This window comes from Rhizobium sp. PvP014, from assembly GCF_017876855.1.
GTDB classification, from domain to species: Bacteria; Pseudomonadota; Alphaproteobacteria; order Rhizobiales; family Rhizobiaceae; genus Neorhizobium; species Neorhizobium soli.
Map to the genome: position 1 here is coordinate 1,717,970 of NZ_JAGIOT010000002.1, position 17,333 is coordinate 1,735,302.

The window sequence follows — 17,333 nt, forward strand, 5'->3', positions numbered from 1 at the left end:
GCGAAGATGAACTTCTCCGCCTGGTCCATCCGCAACCCGATCGCGCCGCTTCTCGGCTTTGCCCTGTTGCTGTACGTCGGCATCCAGTCCTTCTATGCGCTGCCGATCACCCGCTTCCCGAATATCGACGTGCCCGTCGTCTCCGTCACCGTCGTCCAGTCCGGCGCATCGCCTGCCGAACTGGAAGTACAGGTGACCAAGGAGATCGAGGATGCCGTCGCCTCGATCAGCGGCATCGACGAAGTCCAGTCCACCATCACCGATGGCCAGTCGCAGACGGTCGTCGTCTTTCGCATCGAAAAGCCCACGCCCGAAGCGGTGCAGGATACCAAGGACGCGATCGACAAGATCCGCGGCGACCTGCCGGCCGGCATCGAGGAACCGATCGTCACCAAGGTCGATGTCGAAGGACAGGCAATCCAGACATTCGCCGTCTCATCGCCCAACATGACGCTCGAGGAACTCTCCTGGTTCGTCGACGACACAGTGACGCGGGCGCTTGAAGGCCAGGCCGGTATCGGTCGAATCGACCGTTACGGCGGCTCGGATCGCGAAGTGCGCGTGTCGCTCAATCCCGCCAAGCTCGATGCCTATGGCATCACGGCAGCCGACGTGAACCAGCAGATCCGCGGCACCAACGTCAACCTCGGCTCCGGCCGCGGCCAGGTGGCCGGCAACGAACAGACGATCCGCACGCTCGGCGATGCCCGCGATGTCGCGCAACTGGCCGAGACGTCGATCAGCCTCTCCAACAACCGTTTCGTGCGGCTGTCGGAACTCGGCACCGTCACCGATACCTATGAGGAGCAGAAATCCTTCTCGCGCTTCAACGGCACGCCGGCCGTCACCTTCGCCGTCTTCCGCGCGAAGGGTGCAAGCGAAGTCTCGGTCGCCGAAACCGTGGCGGAAAGCCTCGACGGCGTGCGCAAGGCGCATCCCGACGTTGCGATCGCCATGGTCGACGATTCCGTCTATTTCACCTACGGCAATTACGAAGCGGCCCTTCACACGCTGGTGGAGGGCTCGATCCTTGCCATCATCGTCGTCATGCTGTTCCTGCGCAACTGGCGCGCTACGCTGATTGCGGCCGTCGCCCTGCCGCTGTCGGCAATCCCGACCTTCTGGGTCATGGACCTGATGGGGTTCTCGCTCAACCTTGTCTCGTTCCTGGCGCTGACGCTTGCGACCGGCATTCTGGTGGATGACGCGATCGTCGAGATCGAAAACATCGCCCGTCATATCAAGATGGGCAAGACGCCGTACAAGGCCGCACTCGAGGCGGCCGACGAGATCGGCCTCGCGGTCATCGCGACGAGCTTCACCATCATCGCCGTCTTCGTGCCCGTCTCCTTCATGCCGGGCGTTCCGGGCCAGTATTTCATCCAGTTCGGTCTCACCGTCGCCTTCTCGGTCTTCTTCTCGCTGGCGGTCGCGCGCCTGATCACGCCGCTGATGGCGGCCTATCTGATGCGCGCCGAAGACGGGATGGAAGACCACCACGACAATGACGGCTGGATCATGCGCGCCTACACGCGCCTGGTCACCGGCACGACCCGCAAATGGTACTGGCGCTATGCGACGCTTCTCGGCGCCATCGCCTTCCTCGCCGGCTCGCTCATGCTGCTGAGCCAGGTGCCCGGCAGCTTCCTGCCGCCGGACGATTCCTCGCGCGTCGTTCTCTCCGTCGAGCTGCCGCCCAATGCGACGCTGGAGGAGACCGCCGAGACATCTGAAAGGATCGACCACGCGGTTCGCGATATCGACGGCGTCGAAAGCGTCTTCGTGCTCGGTGGCGCATCGCCCAAGGGCGATCTTGAACTGCGCCGCTCGACCGTTCGTGTCATCCTCGAAAACATCGACCATTCGCTGATCAAGACGCTGGTCAACAAGGGGCTGGGTAGCCTGCCGCTGATCGGCTCTTCTTTGCCGAAAATGGAAGAACATGGCCGTACCCGTCCGCAATGGGACGTGGAAAAGGACATCTTTGCCGCAATCCGCGATATCCCGGACGTGCGTATCTCGAAGGTCAACGACCGCGCCGAGCGCGAACTGGCGTTCAACTTCCTCTCCGACAACGAGGCGGACCTGAACGATGCGATCGGGCTCCTGGAATCGCGCCTGCGCGCTTCGCCGATCCTTGCCAATGTTTCCTCCGACGGCGCCCTGCCCCGGCCGGAACTGCAGATCCGTCCGCGCATGGCGGAAGCCGCGCGCCTCGGCATTACGCCGCAGCAGATCTCCGAAACGGTGCGCGTCGCAACCATCGGCGATATCGACGCCAATCTCGCCAAGATCAACCTGGATGACCGGCAGATCCCGATCCGTGTCCAGACCTCACTCGATGTGCGGCGTGATCTAGCAGCGATCAAGGCGTTGAAGCTGAGGACCGCAAGCGGCGCCACGGTGCCGCTCACCAGTGTTGCCGACGTGGATTATTCGGAAGGCCCGAGCTCGATCACGCGCAACGACCGCAACCGCGTCGTGGCGATCGGCTCGGATGTGCCCTTCGGCACGGCACTCGACACGTCGTCGGCCGAGTTCAAACGCATCGTCGACGAAACCAACCTTCCGCCATCCGTTCGGCTGGCCGAAAGTGGCGACGCCAAGGTGCAGGCGGAAATGACCCAGAGCTTCGGCAATGCCATGCTGATGGGCCTGCTTCTGGTTCTGGTCGTGCTGATCCTGCTGTTCAAGGACGTCATCCAGCCGCTGACCATCCTGTTCTCGCTGCCGCTTGCGATCGGCGGCGTGGCGGTGGCGCTGATTGTCACCCAGAACGCGCTGTCGATGCCGGTTCTGATCGGTATCCTGATGCTGATGGGGATTGTCACGAAGAACGCCATCCTGCTCGTGGATTTCGCCATCGAGATGAAACGCCACGGACTGGAGCGTGTTCACGCCATGGTCGAAGCCGGCCGCAAGCGCGCCCGCCCGATCATCATGACGTCTATCGCCATGTCGGCCGGCATGCTGCCCTCGGCGATGGGTATCGGCGAAGGCGGATCGTTCCGCGCCCCGATGGCAATCGCCGTGATCGGCGGCATCATCGTTTCCACCGTCCTGTCGCTCCTCGTTGTCCCCGCCTTCTTCCTCATCATGGACGATCTTTCCGGCCTGCTCGGGCGGATCTTCGGTCGCCTGGTCGGCAAGAAAGAAGAGGAGGATTTCGGCCTTTCCAACGAGGAACTGACCCAGGAGAACCGTGACCTCGGCGAGCGGCTTCGCCGGCTGGAACGCGAAAACGGCATCGACCACGATATGCTCAGCGCCTCTGGCGGCGCCAAGGTCCTGCGGCTTCCGCCCATGGCTGCGGAGTAAAAACACCGGTCCGAGCAAGCGATTCCGGGTGGGGCAGAAGACGTCGAAGGGTGCGGAAATGCAAAAGCGCATCCCGATCGCAAAGAATCTTGGACGATTTGATCGACGTCAAAACGCGCTTCGGAGCACGTGTTAATTTAGAATAATTACATTCTAGGAAGCTCCCCGCCAGAAAAGAAGAACGGACATGGGCAACGGCGACATCAAACTCAACAATCGCGACCGCGCGGTTCTCATGAAAACGCCTTTCATGCACGGCCTGACCGGTAACTCGCTGGTCAAGATGCTGTCGGCGATGAGTGTCGAGACAGTGTCCGCCCGTGACCTCATCGTGCGAGAGGGCCAACGTGCCGAAGCGTTTTACTGTGTGCTGAATGGCTATGTCCGCCTCTACCGGCTGAGCCGAGACGGGCGCGATGCGGATATCCGCATTTCCGCACCGGGAGATACGTTCGGCGAGTGCATGCTTTATGCGGACCGGAAGTATCCCTTTTTCGCCCAGGCCGCAGAGACCTGCACGCTGGTGCGTTTCGACCTGCAGACGGTCAAGGATCTGGCTGAAGAGGATCCCGGTATCTCCCGCGCCGTGATGACGACCCTGTCGCGTCATCTGATCAGCACGATGGACTGTGTTGCCAACGACCGGCTGTTCACGGCGCCGCAACGGGTGGCAAACTACATCCTCAGCCGCTGCCCGGTTGACGGTGGACCGGCAGCGATCCGCCTGCCGTTCCAGAAAAGCCTGCTCGCCGGCATGCTGGGACTGGCTCCCGAAGCCCTGTCGCGCGCCTTTTCGTCTCTGCGCAAGACAGGTGTCACGGTTCGCGGCCGCATCATCCAGGTGGTGGACGTACAGGCGCTGCGGGAAATCTGAACCGTCGAAGCAAGTAACCCGGGAGGCCGGCCCGAGCAGGCCGGCCACTCGCGTCAGCATGGCTTGCCTCAAAGGGTCAGGAAACCGCAGACCTCGTCATTGCGATCTCACAGCCCGCCCTGCGTCTCCAGAAACCGCACCACATGCTCGACGCCCTCGCCGCGCTTGAGGTCGGTGAAGACATGCGGCTTCATCTCGCGCATCCGCGAAGCATCCCTGTCCATCACGTCGATATCGACATCGACGTAAGGCGCCAGGTCCTTCTTGTTGATGATCAGGAGATCGGAGCGGGTGATACCCGGCCCGCCCTTGCGCGGAATTTCCTCGCCCTGGCAGGTGGAGATCACGTAGATTGTGATATCGGCGAGATCCGGGGAAAACGTCGCCGCCAGATTGTCGCCGCCGGATTCGATGAACACGATGTCGAGATCGGGAATGCGCTCGTTGAGACCGGCGATCGCCTGAAGATTGATCGTCGCATCCTCGCGGATCGCCGTATGCGGACATCCGCCCGTCTCGACGCCGACGATCCGGTCCGACGACAGCGCCTGCATCCGCACCAGCGCTTCGGCATCCTCTTTCGTGTAGATATCGTTGGTGACGACGGCGACCGAATATTTGTCGCGCATCGCCTTGCAGAGCTTTTCGGTGAGCGCCGTCTTGCCGGAGCCGACCGGCCCGCCGATCCCGACGCGAAGCGGTCCGTTTGCCGATTTCATGAGGACATTCCTTTCGATTGCTGCAACAGCTTATCCCGGTCGCTAGGACCGGAACAGCCGCGAATGCTGTGTTTCGTGGCGAAGCGAGGCGATCTCCGCCTGCACGGCGGCACCGCCGAGATCATCGAGCGTTGCGCCTTGTGCCTTGGTCGCAATCTCGCCAACCAGAGCCTCGAGACCGGCCAGAATGCCGACGCCGTGGGCCTGACCGCACACACCAAGGCGGATGCCGGCTGAGACCGATTGCGAGACAGCCGCATGCAGATAGGCGGCGATTGCGCTCGTCTTCGGTACGCCATGGGCCGCCGAGATGGCGCCGACCGCGATCGGAAAGGGCACCTGTTTCGGCAAAAGCTGCAGCACAGGGTGCGGCCAGGCGATGGCCGCCGTGACGAAGGCCTGGCCGAGCGATAACGTTTCCGCATGACGCTCTGCCGAGCCTGCCAGCGCCAGACCGAGTTCGGAGAGGTCCTTCAACGCGTCGGGTTGATCGACAGCCTCGAAAGCGCTCGAAAACAGAACCGCATCGTTCCAGAGCGAACCGTGAAGCAGGATGGTTTCGAGCCAGGATGCGAGATCCGAGGCCGATGTCACCAGCCGATCCGCCACCGCGCGCTCCAGCCCGCCCGACCAGGCAAAGCCGCCGATCGGAAAAGCCGGAGACAGCCATGCCATCAGACGGAGCAAGGCGTGCGTATCTAGCCCCTGCCCAAGCTTACCCTGCAGACCCACGTCTTGCATCATACCGGTTCAGTCATGGGCATGATGACCGTGACTGCCGTGATCATGGCCGCCATGCGCGTGATAGGCGCCGCGGGCCGGCTGGAAGGGTTCGTCAATGTCGGTGACGGTTGCGCCGAGGCCCTGCAGCATGGAACGGATGACGTGATCGCGCAGGATGAGGATACGGCCGTCCTCGATCTGCGCCGACAGGTGCCGGTTGCCGAGATGCCAGGCAAGCTCGATCAGGTGCAGCGTATCGCGCGCCTTGACCTCGAACAGCTTTTCCGGCGCCGCCTGCACTTCCACCGTATCCCCGTTCTCAAGCACCAGCCGGTCACCATGGTGAAACAGCACCGCTTCCTTGAGATCGAGCATCACCATGTCGCCGTTCGACAAATGCAGCAGCTTGCGGCGCAGGTGCCGCAGATCATGCGGCAAGGTGACGACATCCACCGGCGGATCGCTGATTTCACCGGCGGGACGATAGGAATGGATATGCTGCATGAAAGTCTCCTTGAAGGCGGCATAATCACCAAGCGCGATGCTCGGCACAAGGCCTAGTTACGCTCCCGGCTGCAAAATCCGTGGCCGGGAAAAGCATGGGCCGTCAATTGAAAATCCGCAGCGACAGCGCCAGCAACTGCGGCAGTGGATTCCACAGCCCCGTGCGCAGTCCCGCGGCCCTCAGCGCCCGCGCGGTCCAGGTGTTGCAGCCGACAAGCGCGTTGAACGATCCATGCGCTTCAAAGAAGCGGTCATAGACGCCGTAGCCTGCGCCGGGGATGGGCACGACCTTGTTATCCACCTCCACAAAACTGGCACGAATGAAGTCGGACATGGCTTGGAATTGATCTGCATCGAGATCGAACGCCTGCACGGCCGGATGCGTGTCGTCTATGCCGCCGGCGACATCGACATGCATGACCGAGGAATCGATGGTCAGCGCGCGGAAGGCCGGCATGGGTTTGAGATCGGCCCAGGTCGGCGTTTCCAGATAGAAGGACCGCCCTCCCCAGCCGATCACCAGCCATTCTGCCGCGGGATCGGCGACGGGAATGCCTGATGAATCCAGAAACGAATAGGACGCCCGCGTTTCCGCATCGAGAGGGATGACGAGATCCGTATGGATCGGGTTCGAAAGAACCAGAATCCGGCGCGTGTTTTCGGAAGCGTGCGGGGGATCCGGCGCAAACAGTGGCCGCGGCACGAATGTGCCAACGGCGACGGCGAGAACGATCAGGATAGCGATTGCCGGGATCGCCAGCAGCAACCGCCTTGCAAGCCTCTTCATGCGCCGTGTCCGGGAAGGTATTGCATCAGAAGAGGAAGTACCGCTGTGCCATCGGCAGAACCGTTGCCGGCTTGCAGGTCAGGAGCTCTCCATCGGCGCGCACTTCGTAGGTTTCCGGATCGACCTCCACATGCGGCGTCAGCGAATTGTGAATCATCGACGCCTTGGAGATGCCGCCACGGGTATTGCGCACAGCGAGAAGCTTTTTAGCGACCCCCAGCCTGCCGACGATGCCCGCGTCGAGCGACGCCTGGGAGACGAAGGTGACGGAGGAATTGGTGCGCAGCTTGCCATAGGCTGCAAACATCGGGCGATAGTGCATCGGCTGCGGCGTCGGGATCGATGCGTTTGGATCACCCATCGGTGCTGCCGCAATCGAGCCGCCGAGCAGCACCATTTCCGGCTTTACGCCGAAAAAGGCAGGGCTCCAGAGCACCAGATCGGCGCGCTTGCCGACTTCGACCGAGCCGATTTCATGGCTGATGCCGTGCGCGACCGCGGGGTTGATCGTGTATTTGGCGATATAGCGTTTGACGCGGAAATTGTCGTTATCACCGGTTTCGTCGGGCAGATGACCGCGCTGGCGTTTCATCTTGTCGGCCGTCTGCCAGGTGCGGATGGCAACTTCGCCGACGCGGCCCATCGCCTGGCTGTCCGACGAGATGATCGAGAAGGCGCCGATATCGTGCAGGATGTCTTCGGCTGCGATCGTCTCCTTGCGGATACGGCTTTCGGCAAAGGCGATGTCTTCCGGGATCGACGGCGACAGGTGGTGGCAGACCATCAGCATATCGAGATGTTCGGCCAGCGTGTTGATCGTGTAGGGCCGCGTCGGATTGGTCGAGGACGGAATGACGTTGGGATTGCCGCAGATCTTGATGATGTCAGGCGCGTGACCGCCGCCGGCCCCTTCCGTGTGGAAGGCATGAATGGTGCGGCCCTTGATGGCGCCGATAGTGTCTTCCACGAAGCCGCTTTCGTTGAGCGTATCGGTGTGGATCATCACCTGCACGTCGAAAGCGTCGGCGACTGTCAGGCAGTTGTCGATGGCGGCGGGCGTCGTGCCCCAGTCCTCGTGCAGCTTCAGCGATGACGCGCCGGCGAGGATCATTTCCTCGAGCGGCGCCGGCAGCGAGGCATTGCCCTTCCCGGCCAGCGCGAGGTTCATCGGAAACGCATCAAAGCTTTCGATCATCCGCTCGATATGCCAGGCGCCGGTGCAGGTGGTGGCAAGCGTACCGTGCGCCGGTCCCGACCCGCCACCAAGCATCGTCGTGATGCCCGACATCAGCGCTTCCTCGATCTGCTGCGGGCAGATGAAATGGATATGCGCATCCATGCCGCCGGCGGTCAGGATCTTGCCTTCGCCGGCAATCGCCTCGGTGGATGGTCCGACGATGATCGTCACGCCCGGTTGCGTATCCGGATTGCCCGCCTTGCCGATCGCATGGATCCGGCCGTCCTTCAGACCGACATCGGCCTTGTAGATGCCGGAGTGATCGACGATCAGCGCATTGGTGATGACAGTATCGACAGCGCCCTCGGCCCGCGTTGCCTGGCTCTGTCCCATGCCGTCACGAATGACCTTGCCGCCGCCGAACTTGACCTCCTCGCCATAGACGGTGAAATCCTTCTCGACTTCGATGATGAGTTCGGTATCGGCAAGCCGCACCTTGTCACCGGTGGTCGGGCCGAACATGGAAGCATAGGACGCGCGGGACATTTTGTAGGGCATGGATCAGACTTCCTGAGAAAGCAGAATGAAAGGCATGTTCTTGGCGGCGGCGTGGTCGAGTGTCACGGTTGGTGACGCGCCGGCAGCCGTGTTGAGTTCGGCAATAAAGTAATCCGCAAAACCGGCAGTTCCCGTCCTGAACGACGCAAGCGCTCTGACCACCGCATCAGCGTCGCCGATGACAAGACGATCGCACGAGATAAGTCCTTCGATAAGGCTGGCCAGTCGTTCGCGATCGTAACCGGTTTTGCGACGAAGTACCCAGACGAGTTCAACCAGCGTGATGGATTGATGAACCCCGGCCGGCTCGTGGAAAGTCTTTCGTGAAAAAATTGCGCCACCCGTGGCGACCAAAGAGGGTCATCGTCCAGAAAATATCGAGCAAGAATATTGGTATCGAGACCGATCAAGGATCATCCTCCGAGCGACTGGGAGACGTTCGGCGGGCGACCGTCTCTGTGATCGCCTCCTCGATATCCATTGGCGGGCCGTCGTGCTTGCCGAAGATGCCGCGCAAATGCGCGAGATCGCTCTTCTTCGCCTCGACGGTGACCTTGCCCTCGTCATCAACGATGAACTGCAGCGAGCCCCCAGGCTTCAGGCCGAGCGCCTGACGCACCTCGACCGGGATCGTTGCTTCTCCATCCGTCGATGTTTTGGCTTCGAACCTGCCCATTATCGTGCTCCGGCGCTATCGAAAGCGCCTAGTTTACCGCAAAAATTCCTGCCTAACCAATGTCGCTTCTGGCGCAAAAAAGGCTCAGTTCCCCTCTTCCGTCAGCTCCTTCAGCTCGTCCGTCCGCTTCGCAGTCAGCCCCGCCTGGCAGCCATAGATCAGCATCGGTTCCATCGAGCCGCCGCGGGCCTGGAAGCCGTAGGAGGCGCATTGGGCGTCGCGGTAGGCGACCCAGGCGCGTTGCGCTGCGACGAGGGCTTTCTCCGCACCTGCCGTGGAGGGATCGGCATCCGCATCACGGGCCCGCATCAGGTCGCGGGTCTTCTTGTATTGAGTGTTGAGAAGCTTGTCCGCGGCGATGAATTCCTGCTCGGCGCAGTAGGTCAGTTCCATCTGGACCTGGGCGTTGTCGCAGTCCACGTCCGGCCTGTCCTCGCCGGATGCCGGAGCATCGATCAGGAGCACGCAGCCACAGGCGGCCAGAAGCGCCAGCGATTTCATAGGGCACCCATGATCTTCTGCTGGAACCCGTAGACCTTGCGGGCGCCGGACAGCGGGATCAGCGTGATCGACCGGGTCTGACCCGGTTCGAAGCGAACGGCGGTGCCGGCGGGGATATCGAGCCGCATGCCGCGCGCCTTGTCGCGATCGAACGCAAGTCCGTTATTGGTCTCGAAGAAATGGTAGTGGCTGCCCACCTGCACCGGCCGGTCGCCGGTATTGGAAACCTCGATCGAGATCGTCGGGGCGCCGACATTGAGTTCGATCTCGCCTGCAACGGTAAAGACTTCACCGGGTATCATGGTCCACCTCCTCAGGCGCTCAATGCTAATTTTGGCTGGCAGCCTTCGGCCTTCAGAACACGCACCGTCGAGGCCGGATTGTTGACGAGTGCAGCAGCCGGGCGCACCGGACGACGCACCAGTTCACCATTGCAATTCGGGCAGATACCGGCAAGCACGCTCGTAGCGCAATCGATGCAATAGGTGCATTCGAACGTGCAGATCATCGCCTCGCGGCTGTCGGGCGCGAGATCCTTGTCGCAGCATTCGCAGTTGGGGCGCAGTTCGAGAGCCATGGCGAACTCCTCAGCGGATCGGTTCGTGCACGGTGACGAGCTTGGTTCCGTCCGGGAACGTCGCTTCCACCTGCACGTCGTGGATCATTTCGGGGATGCCATCCATCACCTGGTCGCGGGTGATGACATGCGCGCCCTCTTCCATCAAAGCGGCCACGGAGCGCCCATCGCGGGCACCTTCCACCACGTAGTCGGTGATCAGCGCGATCGCTTCCGGATAGTTAAGCTTGACGCCCCGCTCCAGGCGACGACGGGCAACGACCGCGGCCATGGAAATCAGAAGCTTGTCTTTTTCGCGTGGGGTGAGGTTCATGGGCTTCCCGCAATCGGCGTCATCAATGACAAATCAGATGTTCCAGACTTTCGGCACTGGCGCGCCGTTACGCAATACGGAAATTGCCGGTACCAGGCTTTTTCTGAGCTCGAACCCCGTCGGTGCCGTGAGACGCGCAACGATCTTGCCGTTGAAGAAGCTCGCCCCGCCGGATGTGGGGCCGAGACAGTCCCTCAGCTTCGGAAACAGAGCCTCCGCTAGCGGTCCGGAATAAAACAGCGTCGCGAAGGCGACCTGGCCCGAAAGGACGGCGGCCGCTTTCGCCAGTCGCGCGATTTCGCCGTCGAAACGCATTTCCTCCGCGTGAATGAGGGAGCCCGCGCGCCGGACACGCCAGCGATCCCGGAAGAAGCCGAGATCGACGGCTTCGCCCATCATCTTGCGACCGAGAATGACGGCCTCGACGGCCAGGAATTCGGAGGTTTCGGCCAGATCCACATCGAGCCGGCGCGTCAGCGACGAACGGTCGAACAGGATGGTTTCCTGCGGCAGCCAGTGGACGGAAGCGTTTTCTCCGACGGTGATATGAGTGGAGACGGAGGCGGTGTCTGCGGCCGCCTTGTAGATCTTCTCGTTGGCCTGCGTGGTGACCGAGAGGCGGGTGGAATCGGATGCGGCGACGGACCAATCGATCACGTCGCCGCCCGTCAGTCCCCCTGACGTGTTGATGAGGATCGCCTCCATTTCAGGCGAAAAGGTTTCCGGAAGGCGTATTTTTGCGCAGCCTTCCTGGAAGAACTGGTCAAGCCGTGTGCGCCCGCCAAACGCCTTGGTTACAAGGCGTCCCGAACCCCTTGCCCGCTGCGGCGGGGTGTCGTCGGCTGAATGCTGCTGCACGTCGTGTCCTGCATGTTGATCTGTGTCGAGCAGTCAGACGCAACAGTCGTGCCAGACTTCGATCCGCTAGAGGATTTCGCAGGCGCGGCCGTGGCGACCATATCCGTCGTGTCGGCCTTCGAGAAGAAATCCCACATGCGGAAAGCCGGATCGACATTGGCGTCGAAGGCAGGCTTGGCCGGCACGACGCTCGAAACCTTGGTGACACCGGCAACGCCATCCTTGGCGGCAGCCATCACCGCTTCCCGGGCTTCCGAAGGCCTCGGCCAGTCATGCGTGCCCTTTTCGAAGACGTAGGTCGCGATGCGGGCGCCGTTGGTGCAGGTGCCGTACATCGTGTAGGTCACGCCTTCGACAGTCTTTGCGTTACCGTTGCCCTTGCAGCCGTCGAGATCGGTCCAGCGCTTGATCGCCGTCTTGAAACCATACTGCCAATAGGCGCTGCCGCCGCCGGCATAGGGGTTCTGCGCATCCTTTTCGCCGGCAAAGGCCACGATCGAGATCGGCTTGGCCGGATTGCAGTTGGCGGCATCGGGCCCCCACTTGCCATCGGTCTCGACGGGGCGACCGGCGCGCAGCGAATTCACAAAACCTGCCGCGACGAAATCGTCCTGACCGGAGCAGACATAGGCCGACAGCATGCGGCCGCCACCGGAATAACCAGACGCGAAGATGCGGTTCGGATCGACGCAGAGGTCATCCTTCACCTCTTCGACGGCATCCTCGATAAAGGCGATCTCGTCCTGGCCGCCCTGGGCGCCATTGGGAAGAATAGCCTGGCTCACCTGCACATGCGGAACGTTCCAGCCATAGGTGCCCGGCGCCTTGCCGGACAGGCTGCCTTGCAGCGCCACGGCGATAAACCCGTTCTTTTCGGCAACCTTGTCCCAGGAAGAGCGCTTCAACTGGCCGACCGGATTGGAGTTGCTGCCGTGAAAATCGAACACGACGGGCAGTTTGTCCTTGCCTGTATAGGAGGACGGCACGAAGTAGACGGCCTGGCGTTCGATACCGTCGGTCTCGATGGTGACCGGGTGGAGACCCGGCGTCATAGGCTGGCCACAGCCGGCAAAAGCGGCACCTGCGGCCAAGAAAAACGCTCCGGTCGCGGTGGCGCGAAGGGCGGAGCGGGAACGAGAACCAACAATGCGTTCAAAGACCATCAGCGCCTCATCATGGGGTGCGGGGGTTATCTACGATGTTCGGAAGATGCGTTCATCTGCTGTTCATCTAGCACACAGGCCCAGGCTTTGAAACCGCGTTAACGAATAGAAGCCATGCAAACATTCACCCCTAAACAGTGAGGTGCCGCCTTGCTTCTGCCGTATCCAGCGTCTCAGCGGCGCCTTCGTGCACGATCTCGCCACGATCCATAATATAGACATGATCTGCCAGCTCCCGGCAGAAGTCGAGATACTGTTCGACCAGCAGGATCGCCATGCCGGTACTGTCGCGCAGGTAACGGATAGCCCGGCCGATATCCTTGATGATCGACGGCTGGATGCCTTCGGTCGGCTCGTCCAGCACCAGGATTTTCGGCCGCGTGACCATGGCGCGTCCGATCGCCAGCTGCTGCTGCTGGCCGCCGGACAAATCACCGCCGCGGCGCCCGAGCATGGATTTGAGCACCGGGAACAGCGCGAAGATGTCGTCCGGGATGAACTTGTCCTTGCGCTCCAGCGGTGCGTAACCGCTTTGCAGGTTTTCCTGAACGGTGAGCAGCGGGAAGATTTCGCGCCCCTGCGGCACATAGCCGATGCCGTGCCTGGCGCGGTGATAGGGTGCAAGCCCGTTCAACGTCTCGCCCTGAAAGCTGATCGTCCCCGCTGACACCGGATGCTGCCCGGTGACGGCGCGGAGCAGCGACGACTTGCCGACGCCGTTGCGACCGAGAACGCAGGTGATCTTGCCCATATCCGCCTTGATCGACACGCCGCGCAAGGCCTGTGCTGCACCGTAATGGAGATTGACGTTTTCGACTGTCAGCATGGTCGGTCTCTTTTCTCGTTGTGTCGGCCGCTGGAGTATCGACAAGCTTGCGGCACCCTTTCACCTCCCCCTTGAGGGGGGAGGTCGCAGCGAAGCTGCGGGTGGGGGTGACCGCCGGGATCCCAAAGATCACCCCACCCCGGCGCTTTGCGCCGACCCTCCCCCTCAAGGGGAGGGTAATCCCTCACCGCCCCAGATAATTCTCGATCACCTTCGGATCGTTCGACACGAAATCGATCGAGCCTTCGGCCAGCACCGACCCTTCCGCGAGACACGTCACCTTGACGCCGAGATCACGGATAAAGCCCATGTCGTGTTCCACCACCACGACCGAGCGGGTCTTGGCGATTTCCTTCAGCAGCAATGCGGTCTCGGATGTCTCGGCATCCGTCATGCCGGCGACCGGCTCGTCGACCAGAAGCAGCTTCGGCTCCTGCGCGAGCAACATGCCGATCTCGAGCCACTGTTTCTGGCCGTGCGAAAGATTGGCGGCATATTCGTTTTTGCGATGCGTCATGCGGATCGTCTCGAGGATCTCCTCGATGCGCGCCTCGTCGTTGGCCGACAGCGTATAGAACAGCGTGCCGAACACGGTGCGCGACCGGTTGAGCGCCAGTTCGAGATTGTCCCACACGGTGTGGCTTTCGAACACGGTCGGCTTCTGGAATTTGCGGCCGATGCCGAGCTGGGCGATATCGGCCTCGTCCTTCTTGGTGAGGTCGATCGTGTCTTCGAAGATCACCCGGCCGGTATCGGGACGCGTCTTGCCGGTGATGATATCCATCATCGTCGTCTTGCCGGCACCGTTCGGGCCGATGATGGCGCGAAGCTCTCCCGGTTCGACCACAAGCGACAGCGAGTTGATCGCCTTGAACCCGTCGAAGGAGACCGAGACGTCTTCGAGATAGAGCAGGCTTTTGGCGCGTGTTTCGGCAATCGTGTTCATCGTCTCACTCCGCTGCCTGAACCTGTCGGGCGACCGGGACCGCCCCGGCATCCCTGCCCTTTTCCGCCTCGGCCGCTGCCTTCAGAGCCTTGCGGCCGGCAAAGCCGTGCTGGATCGTGCCGACGATGCCGCGCGGCAAAAACAGCGTGACGGCAATGAACAGGCCGCCCAGCGCAAACAGCCAGATCTCCGGGAAGGCGCCGGTGAAATAGCTCTTGCCGGCATTGACGAGGATGGCGCCGATGATCGGGCCGATCAGCGTGCCGCGGCCGCCGACCGCCGTCCAGACGACGACTTCGATCGAATTCGCGGGGGCAAATTCGCCCGGATTGATGATGCCGACCTGCGGCACGAACAGTGCACCGGCAATGCCGGCAAACATGGCCGAAACGACGAAGGTGAACAGCTTGATATTCTCCACCCGGAAGCCGAGGAAGCGGACGCGGCTTTCCGCATCGCGCACGCCAACGAGCACCTTGCCGAATTTCGAGCGGGTGATGGCCGAGGCGACCAGAAGGCAGAGAGCCAGCATGATCGCCGACATCGCAAACAGCGCCGCACGGGTGCCGCCGGCCTGCACGTTGAAGCCGAGGATTTCCTTGAAATCGGTCAGGCCGTTATTGCCGCCGAACCCCATGTCGTTGCGGAAGAAGGCGAGGAGAAGCGCGTAGGTCATCGCCTGGGTGATGATCGACAGATAGACGCCGTTGACGCGGCTGCGGAAGGCGAACCAGCCGAAGACGAAGGCAAGCAGGCCGGGCACGACCAGAACCATCAGCATCGCGAAGGCGAAGTGATCGAACCCGTACCAGAACCATGGCAATTCCTTCCAGTTGAGGAAGACCATGAAATCGGGCAACAGCGGATTGCCGTAGGTGCCGCGCGAGCCGATCTGGCGCATCAGATACATGCCCATCGCATAACCGCCGAGCGCGAAGAACGCGCCGTGGCCGAGCGAGAGAATGCCGCAATAGCCCCAGACCAGATCGAGTGCCAGCGCCAGAAGCGCGTAGCAGAGATACTTGCCCATCAGCGCCATGGCATAGGTCGGGATGTGGAACGCGCTGTCTGGCGAGGTCAGGAGATTGAGCGCCGGGACGAGAATGGCGACGCCGAGCAGGATGGCGATGGCAACGACGATCTTGCCTTCGAGTGCACGCAGAATGAAGCCGGTAATCATGCTTCGATCGCCCTTCCCTTGAGCGCGAACAGGCCGCGCGGACGTTTCTGGATGAAGAGGATGATAAGAACCAGAACCAGGATCTTGCCGAGAACGGCGCCAACCGAGGGTTCGAGGAACTTGTTGAGCACCCCGAGCGAAAGTGCCCCGACCAGCGTGCCCCAGAGATTTCCGACGCCGCCGAACACCACGACCATGAAACTGTCGATGATGTAGCTCTGGCCGAGATTGGGCGAGACGTTGTCGATTTGGCTGAGCGCGACGCCGGCGATACCGGCAATGCCCGAGCCGAGCGCGAAGGTCAGCGCATCGACCCATGGCGTGCGGATGCCCATCGACGACGCCATGCGGCGGTTCTGGGTGACGGCCCGCATATTGAGGCCGAAGGCGGATTTCTTCATCACCACCAGCAGCGCAAAGAAGATCGACAGCGAGAAGATCACGATCCACATGCGGTTCCAGGTGATCGTCATGCCGCCAAGCGGAAACGAACCGGACATCCACGACGGGTTGCCGACTTCCTTGTTGGTGGGACCGAAGATGGAGCGGATCGTCTGCTGCAGGATCAGCGACACGCCCCAGGTGGCGAGCAGCGTTTCCAGCGGCCGGCCGTAGAGAAAGCGGATGATACCGCGTTCCACGACGAAGCCAACGGCACCGGTCACGAGAAAGGCGACCGGCAGCGCAATCGTCAGCGACCAGTCGAACAGGCCGGGCGCGTGGCTGCGGATCACTTCCTGCACCATATAGGTGGAATAGGCGCCGAGCATGACCATTTCGCCATGCGCCATGTTGATGATGCCCATCACGCCGAAGGTGATGGCAAGCCCGATGGCGGCCAAGAGCAGCACGGAACCGAGCGACACGCCGTACCAGACGTTCTGGGCCAGATCCCACAGCTGCTGCTCGTTCTGGATGGCTTTGATCGCCGCATCGAGATCGCCCTTCAGGCTCGGATCGATCGTTGACGAGACCGAACTGAGGATGCCGAGCGCGCTTCGCCCGCCAAGATTGCCCATGGTCTGGATCGCGGCACGCTTTTCGTCGAGCGAGCGGTCGGAGGAGAGCACCGAGACGGCGCGCGCCTCTTCCATGCGGAATTTGACGTCGCGGTCGGTTTCCTTGGCAATGGCAGCCTCGACCAGATCGAGCGCCTCCGCACTCGGCGACAAAAGGATCGCATCGGCTGCGGCAAGACGGACACCGCGATCCGGGCTCATCAGCGTCAGACCGCCAAGCGCTGCACGAATGGCGCGCCGCAGCGTATTGTTGACGCGGATCTTGGTGACGGCGCCCTTGGCGACCTGGCCGGCGCTTTCCGCCGTCACGGGATCGATCAGATCCAGCTGCGCGCCGGCGGGTTTGGCCACGAAGACGGCCTTGTCGGCCTTGCGGAAATAGAGATCGCCCTCGGCAAACGCCTCGAGCGCCGGCACGACGCGGATATCGCCGCTGTTGGCGATCTGTGCGACGATCGATTCAGCCTGGCCGAAATCGGCATCGGCGAGCTGGTTAAACAGCGGCTTCGGATCAGCCCCTTGCGAAAAGGCCGGTGCTGCAAACGAAAAGATCAGAAAAATCAGCGTGAAAAAACGGATAGGCATATCTTTGTCCCCCGGATGGCCGCGTGGGG

19 protein-coding genes are annotated in these 17,333 nt (G+C 61.9%); 2 read left to right on the forward strand and 17 right to left on the reverse strand.

All coding sequences use genetic code 11. From position 1 onward, the window contains the following. Positions 1-6 precede the first annotated feature (6 nt). Positions 7-3,318 (forward strand): efflux RND transporter permease subunit, encoded by a 3,312-nt coding sequence (locus J3A65_RS12885; RefSeq protein WP_209901552.1) that lies wholly within the window; start codon positions 7-9, stop codon positions 3,316-3,318. A gap of 187 nt (positions 3,319-3,505) precedes the next feature. After that, complete coding sequence (locus J3A65_RS12890) at positions 3,506-4,192, forward strand: Crp/Fnr family transcriptional regulator (RefSeq protein ID WP_062455259.1); 687 nt, start codon at positions 3,506-3,508, stop codon at positions 4,190-4,192. A gap of 107 nt (positions 4,193-4,299) precedes the next feature. Here J3A65_RS12890 and ureG read toward each other — a convergent pair whose 3' ends face one another. From ureG to urtB, 17 genes are all read right to left on the reverse strand, one after another. Further along, complete coding sequence (gene ureG, locus J3A65_RS12895) at positions 4,300-4,911, reverse strand: urease accessory protein UreG (protein WP_062582696.1); 612 nt, start codon at positions 4,909-4,911, stop codon at positions 4,300-4,302. A gap of 42 nt (positions 4,912-4,953) precedes the next feature. Beyond that, positions 4,954-5,655, reverse strand: a complete 702-nt coding sequence (locus tag J3A65_RS12900) for an urease accessory protein UreF (protein ID WP_245341537.1) — start codon at positions 5,653-5,655, stop codon at positions 4,954-4,956. Positions 5,656-5,661: 6 nt separating this feature from the next. Further along, positions 5,662-6,138 carry an urease accessory protein UreE gene (ureE, locus tag J3A65_RS12905; RefSeq protein WP_062457838.1) on the reverse strand — a complete coding sequence of 159 codons (477 nt, stop codon included), beginning with the start codon at positions 6,136-6,138 and terminating at the stop codon, positions 5,662-5,664. A gap of 103 nt (positions 6,139-6,241) precedes the next feature. Continuing rightward, on the reverse strand, positions 6,242-6,925 hold the full coding sequence (locus tag J3A65_RS12910) for a TIGR02117 family protein (RefSeq protein WP_209901554.1): 684 nt from the start codon (positions 6,923-6,925) through the stop codon (positions 6,242-6,244). 25 nt (positions 6,926-6,950) lie between these two features. Beyond that, positions 6,951-8,660, reverse strand: coding sequence for an urease subunit alpha (gene ureC, locus J3A65_RS12915; protein WP_192086169.1), 1,710 nt, complete (start codon positions 8,658-8,660; stop codon positions 6,951-6,953). 3 nt (positions 8,661-8,663) lie between these two features. Next, positions 8,664-9,014: a hypothetical protein gene (locus tag J3A65_RS12920; RefSeq protein WP_209901556.1), complete on the reverse strand. Its 351-nt coding sequence runs from the start codon at positions 9,012-9,014 to the stop codon at positions 8,664-8,666. A gap of 52 nt (positions 9,015-9,066) precedes the next feature. Then, positions 9,067-9,336, reverse strand: coding sequence for an AbrB/MazE/SpoVT family DNA-binding domain-containing protein (locus J3A65_RS12925; RefSeq protein ID WP_062455249.1), 270 nt, complete (start codon positions 9,334-9,336; stop codon positions 9,067-9,069). 84 nt (positions 9,337-9,420) lie between these two features. Continuing rightward, positions 9,421-9,837 (reverse strand): lysozyme inhibitor LprI family protein, encoded by a 417-nt coding sequence (locus J3A65_RS12930; RefSeq protein WP_174196334.1) that lies wholly within the window; start codon positions 9,835-9,837, stop codon positions 9,421-9,423. Beyond that, on the reverse strand, positions 9,834-10,139 hold the full coding sequence (locus J3A65_RS12935; protein ID WP_062455246.1) for an urease subunit beta: 306 nt from the start codon (positions 10,137-10,139) through the stop codon (positions 9,834-9,836). The genes J3A65_RS12930 and J3A65_RS12935 overlap by 4 nt, the downstream gene beginning before the upstream one ends. 11 nt (positions 10,140-10,150) lie before the next feature. Further along, complete coding sequence (locus tag J3A65_RS12940) at positions 10,151-10,414, reverse strand: DUF1272 domain-containing protein (RefSeq protein ID WP_113109899.1); 264 nt, start codon at positions 10,412-10,414, stop codon at positions 10,151-10,153. Between the two features lie 10 nt (positions 10,415-10,424). Then, entirely contained in the window at positions 10,425-10,727 is a 303-nt protein-coding gene (locus J3A65_RS12945; protein WP_062455242.1) for an urease subunit gamma, read from the reverse strand. 33 nt (positions 10,728-10,760) lie between these two features. Next, on the reverse strand, positions 10,761-11,585 hold the full coding sequence (locus tag J3A65_RS12950) for an urease accessory protein UreD (RefSeq protein ID WP_209901558.1): 825 nt from the start codon (positions 11,583-11,585) through the stop codon (positions 10,761-10,763). Continuing rightward, positions 11,522-12,676: a polyhydroxybutyrate depolymerase gene (locus J3A65_RS12955; protein WP_209901560.1), complete on the reverse strand. Its 1,155-nt coding sequence runs from the start codon at positions 12,674-12,676 to the stop codon at positions 11,522-11,524. The genes J3A65_RS12950 and J3A65_RS12955 overlap by 64 nt, the downstream gene beginning before the upstream one ends. Before the next feature lie 202 nt (positions 12,677-12,878). After that, a complete protein-coding gene (urtE, locus tag J3A65_RS12960; RefSeq protein WP_113165714.1) occupies positions 12,879-13,574 on the reverse strand; it encodes an urea ABC transporter ATP-binding subunit UrtE in 696 nt (231 codons plus the stop codon). Between the two features lie 184 nt (positions 13,575-13,758). Beyond that, positions 13,759-14,520 carry an urea ABC transporter ATP-binding protein UrtD gene (gene urtD / locus J3A65_RS12965; protein WP_192077439.1) on the reverse strand — a complete coding sequence of 254 codons (762 nt, stop codon included), beginning with the start codon at positions 14,518-14,520 and terminating at the stop codon, positions 13,759-13,761. A 4-nt stretch (positions 14,521-14,524) separates the two neighbouring features. Further along, positions 14,525-15,700, reverse strand: coding sequence for an urea ABC transporter permease subunit UrtC (urtC, locus tag J3A65_RS12970; protein ID WP_209901562.1), 1,176 nt, complete (start codon positions 15,698-15,700; stop codon positions 14,525-14,527). Then, complete coding sequence (gene urtB / locus J3A65_RS12975; protein ID WP_209901564.1) at positions 15,697-17,304, reverse strand: urea ABC transporter permease subunit UrtB; 1,608 nt, start codon at positions 17,302-17,304, stop codon at positions 15,697-15,699. Before urtB ends, urtC begins: the two co-directional genes overlap by 4 nt. Positions 17,305-17,333: the final 29 nt, after the last annotated feature.

Bases quoted from the DNA above. Each gene is read 5' to 3' on its own strand.
- J3A65_RS12940 (WP_113109899.1), bottom strand. From the start codon at position 10,414: ATGGCTCTCGAACTGCGCCCCAACTGCGAATGCTGCGACAAGGATCTC.
- J3A65_RS12935 (WP_062455246.1), bottom strand. From the start codon at position 10,139: ATGATACCCGGTGAAGTCTTTACCGTTGCAGGCGAGATCGAACTCAAT.
- urtD (WP_192077439.1), bottom strand. From the start codon at position 14,520: ATGAACACGATTGCCGAAACACGCGCCAAAAGCCTGCTCTATCTCGAA.
- urtC (WP_209901562.1), bottom strand. From the start codon at position 15,700: ATGATTACCGGCTTCATTCTGCGTGCACTCGAAGGCAAGATCGTCGTT.
- ureG (WP_062582696.1), bottom strand. From the start codon at position 4,911: ATGAAATCGGCAAACGGACCGCTTCGCGTCGGGATCGGCGGGCCGGTC.
- urtB (WP_209901564.1), bottom strand. From the start codon at position 17,304: ATGCCTATCCGTTTTTTCACGCTGATTTTTCTGATCTTTTCGTTTGCA.
- J3A65_RS12930 (WP_174196334.1), bottom strand. From the start codon at position 9,837: ATGAAATCGCTGGCGCTTCTGGCCGCCTGTGGCTGCGTGCTCCTGATC.
- J3A65_RS12945 (WP_062455242.1), bottom strand. From the start codon at position 10,727: ATGAACCTCACCCCACGCGAAAAAGACAAGCTTCTGATTTCCATGGCC.
- J3A65_RS12890 (WP_062455259.1), top strand. From the start codon at position 3,506: ATGGGCAACGGCGACATCAAACTCAACAATCGCGACCGCGCGGTTCTC.
- ureE (WP_062457838.1), bottom strand. From the start codon at position 6,138: ATGCAGCATATCCATTCCTATCGTCCCGCCGGTGAAATCAGCGATCCG.
- J3A65_RS12885 (WP_209901552.1), top strand. From the start codon at position 7: ATGAACTTCTCCGCCTGGTCCATCCGCAACCCGATCGCGCCGCTTCTC.
- urtE (WP_113165714.1), bottom strand. From the start codon at position 13,574: ATGCTGACAGTCGAAAACGTCAATCTCCATTACGGTGCAGCACAGGCC.
- J3A65_RS12900 (WP_245341537.1), bottom strand. From the start codon at position 5,655: ATGATGCAAGACGTGGGTCTGCAGGGTAAGCTTGGGCAGGGGCTAGAT.
- J3A65_RS12925 (WP_062455249.1), bottom strand. From the start codon at position 9,336: ATGGGCAGGTTCGAAGCCAAAACATCGACGGATGGAGAAGCAACGATC.
- J3A65_RS12910 (WP_209901554.1), bottom strand. From the start codon at position 6,925: ATGAAGAGGCTTGCAAGGCGGTTGCTGCTGGCGATCCCGGCAATCGCT.
- ureC (WP_192086169.1), bottom strand. From the start codon at position 8,660: ATGCCCTACAAAATGTCCCGCGCGTCCTATGCTTCCATGTTCGGCCCG.